General features: G+C 65.2%; 11 protein-coding genes, 1 tRNA gene and 2 riboswitches. Of the genes, 6 read left to right on the forward strand and 6 right to left on the reverse strand.

Annotated elements, in window-relative coordinates; translation table 11 throughout:
• Nucleotides 1-36: 36 nt before the first annotated feature.
• The 5 genes from gcvP to AB4Y40_RS21905 form a co-directional block, all read right to left on the reverse strand.
• Nucleotides 37-3,000, reverse strand: coding sequence for an aminomethyl-transferring glycine dehydrogenase (gene gcvP / locus AB4Y40_RS21885; protein ID WP_368689538.1), 2,964 nt, complete (start codon nucleotides 2,998-3,000; stop codon nucleotides 37-39).
• Between the two features lie 72 nt (nucleotides 3,001-3,072).
• The gene (gene gcvH, locus AB4Y40_RS21890) at nucleotides 3,073-3,453 is read right to left on the reverse strand and encodes a glycine cleavage system protein GcvH (RefSeq protein WP_028203325.1); all 381 of its coding nucleotides are present in this window, start codon (nucleotides 3,451-3,453) and stop codon (nucleotides 3,073-3,075) included.
• A 75-nt stretch (nucleotides 3,454-3,528) separates the two neighbouring features.
• A complete protein-coding gene (gene gcvT / locus AB4Y40_RS21895; protein ID WP_368689539.1) occupies nucleotides 3,529-4,647 on the reverse strand; it encodes a glycine cleavage system aminomethyltransferase GcvT in 1,119 nt (372 codons plus the stop codon).
• 89 nt (nucleotides 4,648-4,736) lie between these two features.
• A riboswitch (glycine riboswitch) is annotated at nucleotides 4,737-4,874 on the reverse strand.
• A 57-nt stretch (nucleotides 4,875-4,931) separates the two neighbouring features.
• Nucleotides 4,932-5,042: riboswitch (glycine riboswitch) on the reverse strand.
• Between the two features lie 216 nt (nucleotides 5,043-5,258).
• Nucleotides 5,259-5,636, reverse strand: coding sequence for a hypothetical protein (locus AB4Y40_RS21900; RefSeq protein WP_368689540.1), 378 nt, complete (start codon nucleotides 5,634-5,636; stop codon nucleotides 5,259-5,261).
• 179 nt (nucleotides 5,637-5,815) lie between these two features.
• A complete protein-coding gene (locus AB4Y40_RS21905; RefSeq protein WP_368689541.1) occupies nucleotides 5,816-6,871 on the reverse strand; it encodes an oxidoreductase in 1,056 nt (351 codons plus the stop codon).
• A 276-nt stretch (nucleotides 6,872-7,147) separates the two neighbouring features.
• On the opposite strand from AB4Y40_RS21905, the gene AB4Y40_RS21910 reads away from it, so the two are divergent.
• Nucleotides 7,148-9,238, forward strand: a complete 2,091-nt coding sequence (locus AB4Y40_RS21910) for a UvrD-helicase domain-containing protein (protein ID WP_254319173.1) — start codon at nucleotides 7,148-7,150, stop codon at nucleotides 9,236-9,238.
• 84 nt (nucleotides 9,239-9,322) lie between these two features.
• Complete coding sequence (locus AB4Y40_RS21915) at nucleotides 9,323-9,904, forward strand: hypothetical protein (RefSeq protein ID WP_368689542.1); 582 nt, start codon at nucleotides 9,323-9,325, stop codon at nucleotides 9,902-9,904.
• A 93-nt stretch (nucleotides 9,905-9,997) separates the two neighbouring features.
• Here AB4Y40_RS21915 and AB4Y40_RS21920 read toward each other — a convergent pair whose 3' ends face one another.
• Nucleotides 9,998-10,921, reverse strand: a complete 924-nt coding sequence (locus AB4Y40_RS21920) for a cytochrome c5 family protein (protein ID WP_368689543.1) — start codon at nucleotides 10,919-10,921, stop codon at nucleotides 9,998-10,000.
• Between the two features lie 317 nt (nucleotides 10,922-11,238).
• Here AB4Y40_RS21920 and AB4Y40_RS21925 point away from each other — a divergent pair.
• The 4 genes from AB4Y40_RS21925 (at nucleotide 11,239) to AB4Y40_RS21940 (ending at nucleotide 14,517) form a co-directional block, all read left to right on the forward strand.
• A tRNA-Arg gene (locus AB4Y40_RS21925) sits at nucleotides 11,239-11,314 on the forward strand.
• Between the two features lie 376 nt (nucleotides 11,315-11,690).
• The gene (locus AB4Y40_RS21930) at nucleotides 11,691-12,476 is read left to right on the forward strand and encodes a hypothetical protein (RefSeq protein ID WP_368689544.1); all 786 of its coding nucleotides are present in this window, start codon (nucleotides 11,691-11,693) and stop codon (nucleotides 12,474-12,476) included.
• A gap of 49 nt (nucleotides 12,477-12,525) precedes the next feature.
• Nucleotides 12,526-13,764, forward strand: a complete 1,239-nt coding sequence (locus AB4Y40_RS21935) for a class I SAM-dependent methyltransferase (RefSeq protein ID WP_368689545.1) — start codon at nucleotides 12,526-12,528, stop codon at nucleotides 13,762-13,764.
• A 12-nt stretch (nucleotides 13,765-13,776) separates the two neighbouring features.
• Entirely contained in the window at nucleotides 13,777-14,517 is a 741-nt protein-coding gene (locus AB4Y40_RS21940) for a hypothetical protein (RefSeq protein WP_368689546.1), read from the forward strand.
• Nucleotides 14,518-14,605 lie beyond the last annotated feature (88 nt).

Consider the following 14,605-nt stretch of genomic DNA (forward strand, 5'->3'; position numbering starts at 1 on the left):
CATTAACCGAAGATAACGCAGCGGCTTCGCAGCGGCTTATTCGCCGGCGGTCGCGTCGGCATGTTCGCCCGCATATTCGCTAAGCGGCACGCACGAGCAGAACAGGTTGCGGTCGCCGTAAGCGTTGTCGGCGCGGCCGACCGGAGGCCAGTACTTGCGCGCGACGAGCGACGCGACCGGGTAGGCGGCCTGCTCGCGCGAGTAGGCGTGCTGCCAGTCGTCGGCGACCACCACGGCGGCCGTGTGCGGCGCGTGGCGCAGCGGGTTGTCCTCCTTGTCCGCGCGGCCGTCTTCCACGGCGCGGATTTCCTCGCGGATCGCAACCATCGCGTCGATGAAGCGGTCGAGTTCTTCCTTCGACTCCGACTCGGTCGGCTCGACCATTAGCGTGCCCGGCACCGGGAAGCTCATGGTCGGGGCGTGGAAGCCGTAGTCCATCAGGCGCTTGGCGACGTCGTCCACGGTGATGCCGCTTGCATCCTTGATGGGGCGCAGGTCGAGAATGCACTCGTGCGCGACGAGCCCGCCCGGGCCGCTGTAGAGCACTGGGAAGTGCGGCGCGAGCTTGTTCGCGACGTAGTTGGCGTTGAGGATCGCGTTTTCGGTCGCAGCGGTCAGGTTGGCCGCGCCCATCATGGCGATGTACATCCACGAGATCGGCAGGATCGAGGCCGAGCCGTAAGGCGCCGCGCTCACCGCGCCGATGCCGTGATCGTCGCGCTTATAGCCCGACGAAAGCTGGTTCGGCAGGAACTGCGCGAGGTGCGCACCCACTGCGACCGGACCGACGCCCGGGCCGCCACCGCCGTGCGGAATGCAGAAGGTCTTGTGCAGGTTCAGGTGCGAGACGTCGCCGCCGAACTGGCCCGGCGCCGCCAGACCCACCATGGCGTTCATGTTCGCGCCGTCCACGTACACCTGGCCGCCCGCCGCGTGCACGATCTCGCAGACTTCGCGCACATTCTCTTCGAACACGCCGTGCGTGGACGGATACGTGATCATGATCGCCGCGAGCTTCGCCGCGTGCTGTTCGGCCTTGGCCTTGAGGTCGGCGACATCGATGTTGCCCTGCGCGTCGCACGCGACCACGACCACCTGCATGCCGGCCATCTGCGCCGATGCGGGGTTCGTGCCGTGCGCCGAAGCGGGAATCAGACAGACGTTGCGATGCGCTTCGCCGCGCGAGGCGTGGTACGCCTGGATGATGAGCAGGCCCGCGTACTCGCCCTGCGAGCCGGCGTTCGGCTGCAGCGAGACGGCGGCGTAGCCCGTTGCGGCCACGAGCATCTGTTCGAGCTGATCGACCATCTCGCGATAGCCCACCGTTTGCTCGGCAGGCGCGAACGGGTGGATGCGGCCGAACTCGGGCCACGTGACCGGCAGCATTTCCGAGGTCGCGTTGAGCTTCATCGTGCACGAGCCGAGCGGGATCATCGAGCGGTCGAGCGCGAGGTCCTTGTCGGAGAGGCTGCGCAGGTAGCGCAGCATTTCCGTTTCCGAATGGTGACGGTTGAACACCGGATGCGTGAGGTACGCGCTTTCGCGAGCCAGCGCGGCCGGGAACGTCAACGCGGCGGCTTGCGTGAGTTCGGCGTCGAGCTTGTCGACCGAGGGCGCTTCGCCGGCGAACGCGGCTTGCGCGAACACGGCGAGCAGGTCGGCCAGATCGGCGCGCGAGGTGGTTTCGTCGACGGACACGCCCACACGCGTCTCGCTCACGTGGCGCAGGTTCATGCCGCGTGCGAGCGCTGCGTCGTGCAGCGCCTGGGTGCGCGGGCCGGCTTCGAACGTGAGCGTGTCGAAGAACGCTTCGGTCACGAGCGTGTAGCCGAGCTGCTTTGCGCCCGCGGCGAGGATCGCGGCGACGCGGTTCACGCGCTGCGCAATGCGCTTCAAGCCTTGCGGGCCGTGGTAGACGGCGTACATGCTCGCCATGATCGCGAGCAGCGCCTGCGCCGTGCAGACGTTCGAGGTCGCCTTTTCGCGGCGGATGTGCTGTTCGCGCGTTTGCAGCGCGAGGCGCAGCGCCGGGTTGCCTTGCGCGTCGACGGTCACGCCGACGAGACGGCCTGGCATCTGGCGCTTGAATTCGTCCTTCACCGCGAGGTAGGCAGCGTGCGGGCCGCCGAAGCCCATCGGCACGCCGAAGCGCTGCGAGTTGCCCACAGCCACGTCCGCGCCCCATTCGCCCGGTGGCGTGAGCATGGTCAGCGCGAGCAGGTCGGCGGCGGCGATCACCGCGCCGCCGGCTGCGTGCACGGCTTGCGCGAGCGCGCGGTAGTCGCGCACGTCGCCGTTGACGCCCGGATATTGCAGCAACACGCCGAAGGCGCCTGCATTTGCTGCCTCAGCGGCCGGGCCGACCTTCACTTCGATGCCGATCGGCTTCGCGCGCGTCTTCACGACTTCGACGGTCTGCGCCAGCACGTCGTCGGCGACGAAGAACACGTTCGACTTCGACTTGCCCACGCGCTGCACGAGCGTCATGGCTTCGGCGGCGGCGGTGGCTTCGTCGAGCAGCGACGCGTTCGAGATCGCGAGGCCGGTCAGGTCGGTGATCATCTGCTGGAAGTTCAAGAGGGCTTCGAGGCGGCCCTGCGAGATTTCCGGCTGGTACGGCGTGTACGCGGTGTACCACGCCGGGTTTTCGAGCACGTTGCGCAGGATGACGGCCGGCGTGTGCGTGTCGTAGTAGCCCTGCCCGATATACGAGCGGAACACCTGGTTCTTGTCCGCGAGCGCGCGCAGGGCGGCGAGCGCCTCGGCTTCCGAGCGCGGCTGCGAGAACGGCCCGAGCGGCAGCGTCTCGTTGCGGCGGATCTTCGCCGGAATCACCGCATCGATCAGCGCGGCGCGCGAGGCGAAGCCGAGCGCGTCGAGCATCGCCTGCTGGTCGGCCGTGTCGGGGCCGATGTGACGGGCGGCGAAGGCGTCGTGCGCTTCAAGTGCAGCAAGCGAGAGCGGGGAGTTCATCAGACGATCCGGGTGTTCGAGCTTCATAGGAATTCCTGCGGGCGCGGGCGGCGTTCTGGGCGCGCCGCCGCGCCGTGGCGGTTAAGGCAAGGTTGCGCTTTAAGCGCCGATCGCCTTTTCGTAGGCGGCGGCGTCGATCAGCGAGTCGAGCTTGGCGTCGGCGGCGGGCTTGATCTTGAAGAGCCACGACTCGTACGGCGCGCCGTTGACCTGGTCGGGCGTGTCGACGAGCGACGTGTTCGCTTCGATGATTTCGCCTGCGACCGGCGCGTAGATGTCCGAGGCGGCCTTGACCGACTCGATCACGGCAACGGCGTCGCCGGCGGTGACCGCGCGGCCCGCTTCGGGCAGTTCGAGGAAGACGATGTCGCCGAGTGCTTCCTGCGCGTGGTCGGTGATGCCGATGGTCAGCGTGCCGTCGGCTTCGGTGCGGATCCACTCGTGCGATTCGGTGTATTTCAGATCGGCCGGGATGCTCATGGTTGCTCCAGTGCGTGGTTCGGTTTTTGTTGCTTAAAAGGGGGAGGGCGTGCGCGCGGGCAGGATCCTCGCGGATCAGGCGGCGAGCACCTTGCCGTTGCGCACGAACGGCAGTTTTACCACGCTTGCGGGAAGGGCTTTGTCACGGATCTGCACCTGCACGACATCGCCCGGCTGCACGCCCTGAGGCACGCGTGCGAAGGCGATCGATTCCTGCATGCTCGGCGAGAACGTGCCGCTCGTGATCTCGCCCTCGCCGTGCGGCGTGAGCACTTTCTGGTGGGCGCGCAGCACGCCGCCGGCCTTGCCGTTTTCCTTCTGCAGGATCAGGCCGACGAAGGCCGAACGCGAACCGTTCGCCTCGAGCGCCGGGCGGCCGACGAAGTCGCGCGGCTCCTTCATGTCGACAGTCCAGGCGAGGCCGGCGTCGAGCGGCGAGACGCCGTCGTCCATGTCCTGGCCGTAGAGGTTCATGCCCGCTTCGAGGCGCAGCGTGTCGCGCGCGCCGAGGCCGCAGGGCTTCACGCCCTGGCGCTGCAGGGCGTCCCAAAGTTCGCAAACGGCGGCGGCGGGCACCACGATTTCGAAGCCGTCTTCGCCGGTGTAGCCCGTGCGCGCGATCATCAGCTCGCCGAACGGCGTGGCCTCGACCTTCGCGGCGTTGAAGGGTTTGAGAACTTCGGTGGCGCTGCGCGACGAGGGCGCGACCTGCCAGACCTTTTCGCGCGCGTTCGGGCCCTGCACGGCGACGATCGCGAGATCGCGGCGCGGCGTGATGGTGAGGCCGAAGCCGCCTTCGGCGTTGAGCTTCTCGAACCAGGCGATGTCTTTCTCGGCCGTGCCGGCATTGACGACGGTGCGGAACTGGTCGTCGGCGAAGAAGTAGACGATCAGATCGTCGATCACGCCGCCTTCGGGGTTCAGCATGCACGAGTAGAGTGCCTTGCCCGGCGTGGTGAGCTTGGCGACGTTGTTGGCGAGCGCGCGGGAGAAGAACTCGCGCGCCTTCGGGCCCGAAAAGTCGACGACGCACATGTGCGAAACGTCGAACATGCCGGCGTCGGTGCGCACGGCGCGATGCTCGTCGATCTGCGAGCCGTAGTTGACGGGCATGTCCCAGCCGCCGAAGTCGACCATGCGGGCGTTCAGCGCGCGGTGCGTGTCGTTCAGCGGGGTGCGTTTGAGTTCGGTCATGGGGCCTCAGGCGATCGCGAAAATTCGCGCGAAAACGAAAAAGGCCATGCAGGAAGCGCCGCAGGCACGATGCCCGTGGTCGGTTCTTGCATGGCCCCTCTGTCCTCGGTACCTGAGAGATTGCGCCCTGTTGCGGTTGGCGCGCGCCCCTTCGGTGGGCAGCCTGAACGCGTGGGGGTTACGATCCGCCGCCGCCCGTTCTACTGCCGCTCTCCAGAGTTGCGGACTGTGTGCCGCTTCGCGTCATCTCGCGCAAAAAGCGCAAATGCAGCGAATCAGCGGTCCGGCGCGCACGGTCCTTTTGCCTGAGAGTTTGTGGGTTGCCCCTTCGGCGGCGCCGGTTGCACTAGCGAAAGCAAGCTAAAGCAAACGGCGCGCTCTCCCGGCGCGCGCAGCGATTGTGCGCGACGCCTCGGGGCTATGTCAATGCGGAAAAATTCTGCGCGCGGCGCCAGCAAAGGGGCGTGAGGCTTGCTGGTATTGGCTTGCGCGGATCGGCAGCGCGCCAACCATCGCACAGGGGGAAAAACGGGGGCGGTTCGGATCGGTGGGAAGGCGCGGCACGAACCGCGAGCGCGCGGTCCGTGCCGACAGGCCAAGGCGCGTGGCGCTTACTCGCCGATGGCGCGAGCGGCCGTGTCGAGTTCCTCGTTCAGCACGCGTTGCTCGTCGGGCGAGATGCCGCCGCCGTGCTGCGCGGCCATGTCGTGCGCTTCGCCGCGGATCGTGTCGAGGCGGTGATGGAGCGCGCTGCCCTGGGGCGGCGGGTAGTACCCCTGGCTCACGCGCATGTCGATGCGATGGCCCAGGTTGTCGATGCGGCTGTCGACCTGATGCAGGCGATCGACGGCGACCTCGTGCGGATTCGGGCCGGGCGGGGGCGGCGCAGCAGGGTGGTGCGCCGGCTGCTGGTTGACCACGCACGCTGCAAGGGTCGAGACGAGTGCGCCAGCGGCGATCAGGCGTAGAGCGCGGGTGTAGCGGGTCATTCAGACTCTCCTTTGTCTTGTCGTTGCTGCCTTTTTGGTCTTGCATGTCCACAAACGTCTGGCGATTGCCGCGTGATGACCCTACCGCGGCAACCAGATGTAACCATTTGTATGGACCTTTCAGCGGCGTCGGCGCAATGCAAGGTCGACACCGCAGCCGAAAGCGCGCGCCGGTGCGCTCAGGACTGGCGCACGAACGCGAGCGTGCGGCCTTCTTGCGCGCTTTGCATGGCGAGTTCGATGAGCGTCATGACGTCGATGGCGTCCTGCGGGCTCACGGGGAACGGCTTGCCCTCGCGGATCGCTGCGGCCAGCGCGCGGTACAGATCGGCGTAATTGCCCGCGGCGTTGGGCACGTCGAGATCGGCTTCCTGGCCGTCGTCGCGCAGCACGTGCAGGCGGCCCGTCTCGTTGCCCGCGCCGAAACCGGGCTGACCCGGGCGCAGGCCGTCCTTGAGCTGATCTTCCTGGGTGTCGAGCCCGTTTTTCAGATAGCTGCCGCGCGTGCCGTGAATCGCGAAGCGCGGCGCGTAGGCGGCGAGCGCGCTGGCGTGCAGCACGGCGTCGTGGTGCGGGTAGCGCAGCACGAGGTGCGCGTAATCCGGTGCGCTCGCGTTTTCGCGGCGCGTGTGAACGAACGCGGTGATCGACTCGGGCGCGCCGAACAGCGCGAGCGTCTGGTCGATCAGGTGCGGACCGAGATCGTAGAGCAGGCCGCCGCCGCGCGTGGCGTCTTCGCGCCAGCGCTGCTTCACTTGCGGGCGGAAGCGGTCGAAATGCGATTCGTAGTGCGTGATGCGCCCGAGTTCGCCGCGCTCGATCAGCTCGCGCACGGTGAGGAAATCGCCGTCCCAGCGGCGGTTGTGGAACGGCGCGAACACGAGGCCGCGCTGCTTTGCGATGGCCGCGAGCGTGCGCGCTTCCTCGGCCGTGAGCGTGACGGGCTTGTCGACCAGCACGTGCTTGCCGCGCTCGAGCGTGCGGCGCGCGAGGTCGTAGTGCGTGTCGTTGGGCGTGGCGATCACGACGCATTCGATGGCGTCGATCGAGAGCAGCGCGTCGAGGTCGGGCACGATCGCGGCATCGGGGTAGTCAGCCTGGGCGCGTCCGGCCTGGCTCGTGGCGATGGCGGCGAGCTGCGCGGCGCCGCTATGCGCGATCACGGGGGCGTGGAAAGTCTGGCCGGCGAAGCCGTAGCCCATCAGGCCGATTTGCAGCGGTTGCGGTGCAGTCATTTAGCGCGTCCTCTTTCCAGCGAGTGCGGGTGGCGGGAGCCCGTTATTGTGGCACGGCGCGTAGAACGAGCGGAACGCGGCGAGGGACGGATGACCGGCGGAAAGGAACATCGGGGGCGCCATCGGCGTATCGCTGTGCCGTGTTAACATCGCACCTCCCGCGTGAGAGGCCGCTGCGACGTTCGCACGCCTCGCGCCGTGCGGCGTCACGAAAGGCCAGGCGCCTCGTCCGCACGCCTCCCAGCCGTACCACCCGTTTTTCCAATCCAGCCAACGATGTCCGCAGGCCTCAATTCCGCCCAGAACGAAGCGGTGCGCTATCTCGACGGTCCCTGTCTCGTGCTCGCCGGCGCGGGCAGCGGCAAGACGCGTGTCATCACGCAGAAGATCGCGCACCTCATCGAAGCGAAAGGCTTCGAGCCGCGCCATATCGCCGCCGTCACCTTCACGAACAAGGCCGCCGCCGAAATGCGCGAGCGCGTGGGCAAACTGCTCGAAGGCAAGACGCTCACCACGCCCGGCAAGGAAGGCCGCAAGGTGCCGACCAACCAGCTGACGGTCTGCACATTCCACTCGCTCGGCGTGCAGATCCTGCGCCAGGAGGCGGAGCACCTGGGCCTCAAGCCCCAGTTCTCGATCATGGACGCCGACGACTGCTTCGCCATGATCCAGGAGCAGGTGGGCTCGACGGACAAAGGCTTCATCCGCAAGATCCAGTCGATCGTCTCGCTCTGGAAGAACGGTCTCGTGATGCCCGAGCAGGCGCTGGCCACGGCCTCGAACGAGGACGAGCACCAGGCGGCCATCGTCTACCGCAACTACATGGCGACGTTGCACGCGTATCAGGCGGTGGACTTCGACGACCTGATCCGCCTGCCCGCCGAGTTGTTCGCGAAAAACGAGCAGGTGCGCGACCGCTGGCAGAACAAGCTGCGCTACCTGCTCGTCGACGAGTACCAGGACACCAACGCCTGCCAGTACGAACTGCTGAAACTGCTGGCGGGCCCGCGCGCGGCGTTTACGGCCGTGGGCGACGACGACCAGGCCATCTACGGCTGGCGCGGCGCCACGCTCGAAAACCTCGCGCAGCTCGGCAAGGACTTTCCGAAGCTGCACGTCATCAAGCTCGAGCAGAACTACCGCTCGACGGTGCGCATCCTGACGGCCGCGAATAACGTCATCGCGAACAATCCGAAGCTGTTCGAGAAGAAGCTGTGGTCCGAGCACGGCATGGGCGACACCATCACCGTCACGCCCTGCAACGACGAAGAGCACGAGGCCGAGTCGGTCGTGTTCCGGCTTTCGGCGCACAAGTTCGAGCGCCGCGCGCAGTTTCGCGACTACGCGATTCTGTATCGCGGCAACTTCCAGGCGCGCATCTTCGAACAGGTGCTGCGCCGCGAGCGCATTCCCTATGTGCTCTCGGGCGGCCAGTCGTTCTTCGACAAGGCGGAGATCAAGGACATCTGCGCTTATCTGCGCCTGATCGCCAATCACGACGACGATCCCGCGTTCATCCGCGCGATCACCACGCCGCGGCGTGGCGTGGGCAACACCACGCTCGAAGCGCTCGGCTCGTTCGCGGGGCAGGCGAAGGTGTCGCTGTTCGAGGCCGTCTACATGGGCGGTATCGAGGCGCGGCTTTCGGCGCGCCAGGTCGAGCCGATGCGCGTGTTCTGCGACTTCATGCAGCGCCTCGCCGAGCGCGCGCAGAAGGACCCGGCGACGGTCGTGCTCGACGACCTCATGGACGCGATTCACTACGAGGCGTATCTCTACGACGCCTTCGACGAGCGCCAGGCGCAATCGAAGTGGCAGAACGTGCTCGAATTCCTCGAGTGGCTCAAGCGCAAGGGCACGAAGCCCGAGCAGGAGATCGGCGAAGACAGCGAAGCCACCGGTTATGACAACGCCGATGGTCTCGCCGATACCGGCAAGAACCTCATGGGCCTCATTCAAACCGTCGCGCTGATGTCGATGCTCGAAGGCAAGGAAGAGGACCCGGACGCCGTGAGGCTTTCGACCGTGCATGCGTCGAAGGGGCTGGAGTATCCGCACGTGTTCCTGGTGGGCGTGGAAGAGGGGATCATGCCGCACCGCGGCGGCTCGGAAGACGACGTGATCGACGAAGGGCGCATCGAGGAAGAGCGCCGCCTCATGTACGTGGCGATCACGCGCGCGCAGCGCAGCCTGCATCTGAACTGGTGCAAGAAACGCAAGCGGGCGCGCGAGACGGTGGTGTGCGAGGCATCGCGCTTCATTCCGGAGATGGGCCTCGACGACGCGCCGCCGCCGACCGCCGAGGAGGCGCCGATGACGCCGAAGGACCGGTTGGCGAGTTTGAAGGCGTTGTTGCAGAAGGGGTGATGACCCTGGCGTGCAGCGGGTGTTTGCTTTTTGGGGACGCGGGCGGCAGTAAAGTGAACGCCCCTGTCCCGCTCGCTGCCGCCGATGGAAGATCCATTACTGCCGCATTACCGTCACGCGCTTGAAACGTATATCGACGCGAAGGACAACACGAAGCCCGTACGGATTCAAGAAGCGTTCGCGCCGGATGCCGAACTGACGTTCTCGCTGGCCACACCGAACATCGCGTTTCCGGCGCGCAGCGTCGGCGCCGAGGCGATCGCGAAGACGCTGGTAAGCGATTTCGGTGAGCGCTATTCGCGCTGTCGCACTTACTACCTGTGCGAAGCCGCTGCGCTCGTTGTGCGCGAGCGCACGATCGACGCGCTGCCCTGGCTCGTCGTGATGCGCGAGGACGCGGCGGGCGCGCTGCGCATCGGTCACGGCACGTATCGCTGGACGTTCGACGCAAACGACAGCGCGCCGCGCGTGTCGGCATTCCACATTCACATTGCCCGGATGGACGTGATCGACGACCCGGACGGTGCGCGGCTCGAGCGCCTGCAAGCGGGCTTGAGCTATCCGTGGCTCGCTCCCGCCGAGCTGGCAGAACGCTACGGCGCGCTGGCCGACGACGCTTCGGGTTCGTTCACCTTCGCCCGCGACTATGCGCATCCCGCGCGCTGACGCGCTAGCGCTTTTTCATCGACGCAAATAAAAATCCCCGCGCCGTATCGCTACGGGCGGGGATCGTTTTGTGCTTTGGCCCGCGTGGGGCGCTTACTTCGCCGCGCTGACCATGTAATCGACGGCGGCCTTCACGTCGGCGTCCGACGCGGTCGAACCGCCCTTGGGCGGCATCTGGCCCTTGCCGTGCAACGCGTAGTTGTAGACGGTGTCCATCGAGTCCTTCAGGCGCGGCGCCCAGTCGGCCTTGTTGCCGAATTTCGGCGCGCCCAGCACGCCCGCGGCGTGACACGCCTGGCAAACCTGCTGATAGAGCGCCTTGCCTGCCTGCGAAGCATCGGCGCTTTGCGAGCCGCCACCTGCCGCGGGAGCGGACGAAGCCTGCGGGATGGCCGCGATCGCCGCCGCGGCGGCTTGCGCCTGGGCGGCGTTCGTATCGGCGGCCGATGCACCCGAGGCCGGCGCAGCGGCCGCCGCGCCCGACGCCGCATTGGCGGCATTGGCCGCGCCTGGCGCGGGCTTGGGCGGATCCTGGAAGTTCGCGCCGGCGTGGTTCGCCATATAGGCGACGGCGAGGCCGATTTCGTAGTCGCTGTAGTCGTCGGGGCTCGTGCCGCCGCGCGGGGGCATCGCGCCCTTGCCCGAGAGCGCCGTTTTCCAGAGCGTGTCGAAGCCCTGCGCGATGCGCGGTGCCCAGTCGCCCGAGTTGCCGAATTTCGGCGCGCCGGCGGCGCCCGAGGCGTGACACGCCGAGCAGACAGCCTGGAAGACCTGCTCGCCGGTCTTGTAGACGCGCGGCGCATTGGCGTCGCGCACGTTGACCTGCGCGACCGGCGCGATGCGCGCGGCGACCTGCTGGGTGGAGAGTTCGTCGGTGCCCGCGCCGGTGCGCGTCGTGTTGTCGACGTAATAGGCGAGCAGAACGATGATGACGATGGGGACGGCAAACCCGGCGATGACAGCGGCGATCAGCTGGCCGGGCGTTTTGATCGGGGCTCCGTGGGGTGCTTCGCTCATGCTTGTCTCGACTCCCGTTGGTTTTATGGTGAGCGGTACAGCAGGACGGCAATGGCCATGCGGCAGATCAAACACCGACGATTATAGACGGAAGGTTTTCCGGCTGGTGGGTGGGCGCGGGAGTAGTTCAGCGGGCGTTTACCCGGAGCGGACCGGCGGCGGCCTGCGCTGTTTCGCCTGGGTTGTGCCTCGTGGAGATGCGACCCTTAATAACCTGTGCGGTGGACGGTTTAACCGAAACCGGTTATTCTCTCGGTCTCTCTTCGGCGCTGCCTTTTCCGTATTCTTCGGTCAGTCGGCGGCGCCAGCAAGTCAACGCGCCCGTAGCTCAATGGATAGAGTACTGCCCTCCGAAGGCAGGGGTTGCTGGTTCGATCCCAGCCGGGCGCGCCAAAAATTCCCACCACTGCAAAGTCGAGAGTCCTGCCGCGGGACGCCTTCAGAACTCGACACACCAGCGTCATCTCCCGTCACACCTCTGGCTCCATGACCTCCGCAAGGCGTTCGTGTCCTCCGCTGTCGAGCGTGGCTTGACACGCTCAATGCGTTGCATGCGCCCGATACCAGGCAATCCGTAAGGATGTCCATTTGGAACTCGATGCCTTCGATCGTGCTCCTGACCGCGCCTGCCCGGGTGTGCACGACGAAGCGCCAGTGCCAACAGCGCATCCAAAGAATTGCACCGCTAACCGCGGTCTGTTCGCCCGATTGAGGGGAAGGCACAGCCGTTAGCCTTTAGCTTCGCAAAAGGATTTGTGGGCCCGTCAAAATGAATACGTTGAATGTGTGCATCGGGCACGTGCCGTTTCCGGCCGAGCACGCGCATTTCGTCGATCTGTTGATTTCGCCGAATGCCGTGCCGGGCAACATCCGGAGAAAGGCAATCGTGCCTGATGAGTTGTACGGCGAGCACGGGCACGCGTTGTCGGAATACGCGCAGCTTTTCTGGCTGTTTCGCAATCTCGACTCGATCGCGTCGGGCTACGAGTATCTGAATATCTTTCAGTACCGCCGGTTCATTTCGCCCACGCCAGTCAATGCGCCGAAAGCAAGCAATCTGCCGTGGGCTTCCGTGGTTCAGGAAGCGGAGCTGGGCAATTACGCATATTGCTTCGAGCGTCAGCGTACGAACAGCTGCTTCAATACGCCGATCACCCTCGGTGCGGCGGGCGTCATTGCGCAATACCAGGGCGCCCACGTACTCGAGGATTTCCTGAGCTTCACGCAGTACATGATGGGCGAGAAGCTGTTCGATTCCTCGGACGCGCTTAAATTCATCAGCCAGCAGCACTTCGTGCCCTCCTGCAGCATCGGTCTCTACCACGTCGATTTGTTCCGCTCGATCTTCGCGGTGCTCGAGCGCGCCTCGGAGTTCATGAACTCGCCGCGCTTCGTTGCGCGCGACGGTTATCAACGGCGCTCGGTCGGCTTCCTGCTCGAACGTCTGCACAGCTATCTGATCGTCGAACACTTCAGGAACGCCGGTGTGTTCGGCCACAACATGTTGATCTCGGATTCGGCGGTCGCCACGCACACGGCAGATCGCGTGCAGTGACTCCATTCCATCCGTTTACCACCGAAATCGCTTCGTTCCGGAGCCATCCATGAATTCATATCGTGCCATTCCCGGTTGCCGTGTGAGCGGCAGCACGCATCAGATCCCGGTGCTCAATCTCGGCCACCAGGCACTTACCGGCGTTTTTCCGAAATCGGCTGACGAGCCGGTCACGCAGGGCCCGCTGGAGCTCGTGTGGTCGCCGGGCAGCGGCTTGTTGCAGCTCGCGCATTCGTACGAGCCGTCGGAGATGTACGGCGACAATTACGGCTATCGATCGGGGCTGAACCAGTCGATGGTCGATCACCTGACCGACAAGATCGCGTACCTCGAACGCCTGAAGCCGCTCTCGGCCGGCGACGTCGTGCTCGACATCGGCAGCAACGACTCCACGACGTTGAGGGCTTACCGCACCAACGGTCTGCGCCGGATCGGCATCGATCCGACCGGCAACAAGTTCCGTGAATACTATCCGGAAGACGTGCGCCTCGTCCCCGACTTCTTTTCCGCCGACGCTTACCGCTCGGTCGAAAGTCGCCCGGCGAAGATCGTCACGTCGATCGCGATGTTCTACGACCTCGAAGCGCCGATCGAATTCGCGAAACAGATCGAATCGATTCTCGCCGATGACGGTGTCTGGCATTTCGAGCAAAGCTACATGCCGTCGATGCTGCGTCTGAATTCGTACGACACGATCTGCCACGAGCACCTCGAGTACTATTCGCTCGCCGTCGTGAAGATCATTCTGGAAGCGGCCGGCCTCAAGCTGGTGGACGTCGTGATGAATGCCGTCAACGGCGGCAGCTTCGCCGTGACGGCCGCGAAAGCCGGCGACCACTCGATCAAGGTCAATCATCCGGTGATCGACTGGCTGCTCGAGCAGGAAGACCGGATGGGCCTGAATACGCCGCGTCCTTATCGCGAATTCGAGGAGCGCGTGTTCCGCCATCGCGACGACCTGACGCGACTGATCCGCGCCCTGAATGCGGACGGCAAGAAGGTGCTCGGTTACGGTGCTTCGACGAAGGGCAACGTCGTGCTGCAGTTCTGCGGATTCACCGCGGCAGACATTCCGGCCATCGCCGAAGTGAACGAGGAAAAATTCGGCCGCGTGACGCCGGGCACGCATATCCCCATCATCTCCGAAGCGAAGGCGCGTGCGATGAAGCCGGACTATTTCCTCGTCCTGCCGTGGCACTTCAAGAACGGCATCCTGCGCCGTGAAAGCGAGTATCTGAAGAGTGGCGGGCGACTGATTTTCCCGTTCCCGGAAATCGAAATCGTCTAAGCCGGGATTCGCATGCAAGACGCCATCTCTATGGATATTCAGTCATTGCAGCAAGCGTGGACGTGGCAGCCGCAGATGCAGCAGCATTTGCGCTTCCCGTTCGCGGGTGCTGGCACGCTCAATCGCAATGCTTCGCAGGCATGGCAGGACATCTTCGTGCTGTCGATGCTGGAGGGCCGTACGCACGGCCGCTATCTGGAAGTCGGCGCGAATTATCCGCTGTCGAACAACAACACTGCGTTGCTGGCGCTCCTTTACAGCTGGCAAGGCGTGTCGATCGAGTTCGATCCGGCATTTTTCGGCAGCTGGCTCAAGGACCGGCCCGACCATACGCTCGTGCTCGCAGACGCGCTCGCACTCGATTACGCGAAGGCGTTGCCCGTATGGTTCGGTCAAGACACGCAGCGAATCGATTATCTGCAACTCGACATCGATCCGAGCTACAACACGCTGCAGGTCCTGAAGAAGTTGCCGCTGGATCGCTACCGGTTCTCAGTGATCACATTCGAAACCGATGCGTATTCGGGCGACTTTCGCGCCCGCAGCGAGAGTCGCGATATTCTGCTTCGCCACGGCTATGAACTCGTCGGGCGAGACGTGTCCGTGCTGTTCCCGCCCGTTTCGCCGCATCCGATTCCGTTCGAGGATTGGTGGGTCGATCCGCAGGTCGTCTCGCGTGAAAAGATTCGCGCGCTGCAGGCGATCGACAAGTCACCGCTGTTACCGCAGGACATTCTGTTCGCTGTGACCTGAGTGTCACGGGACGAGTCAAAGCCTGCTCCGGGACTATCCCGTGAGCAGGCTTTTTTTGTTCGAAGCGATGTGAGCAGGGTGCGCGGAC

This window comes from Paraburkholderia sp. EG287B (assembly GCF_040965595.1).
Taxonomy (GTDB): Bacteria; Pseudomonadota; Gammaproteobacteria; order Burkholderiales; family Burkholderiaceae; genus Paraburkholderia.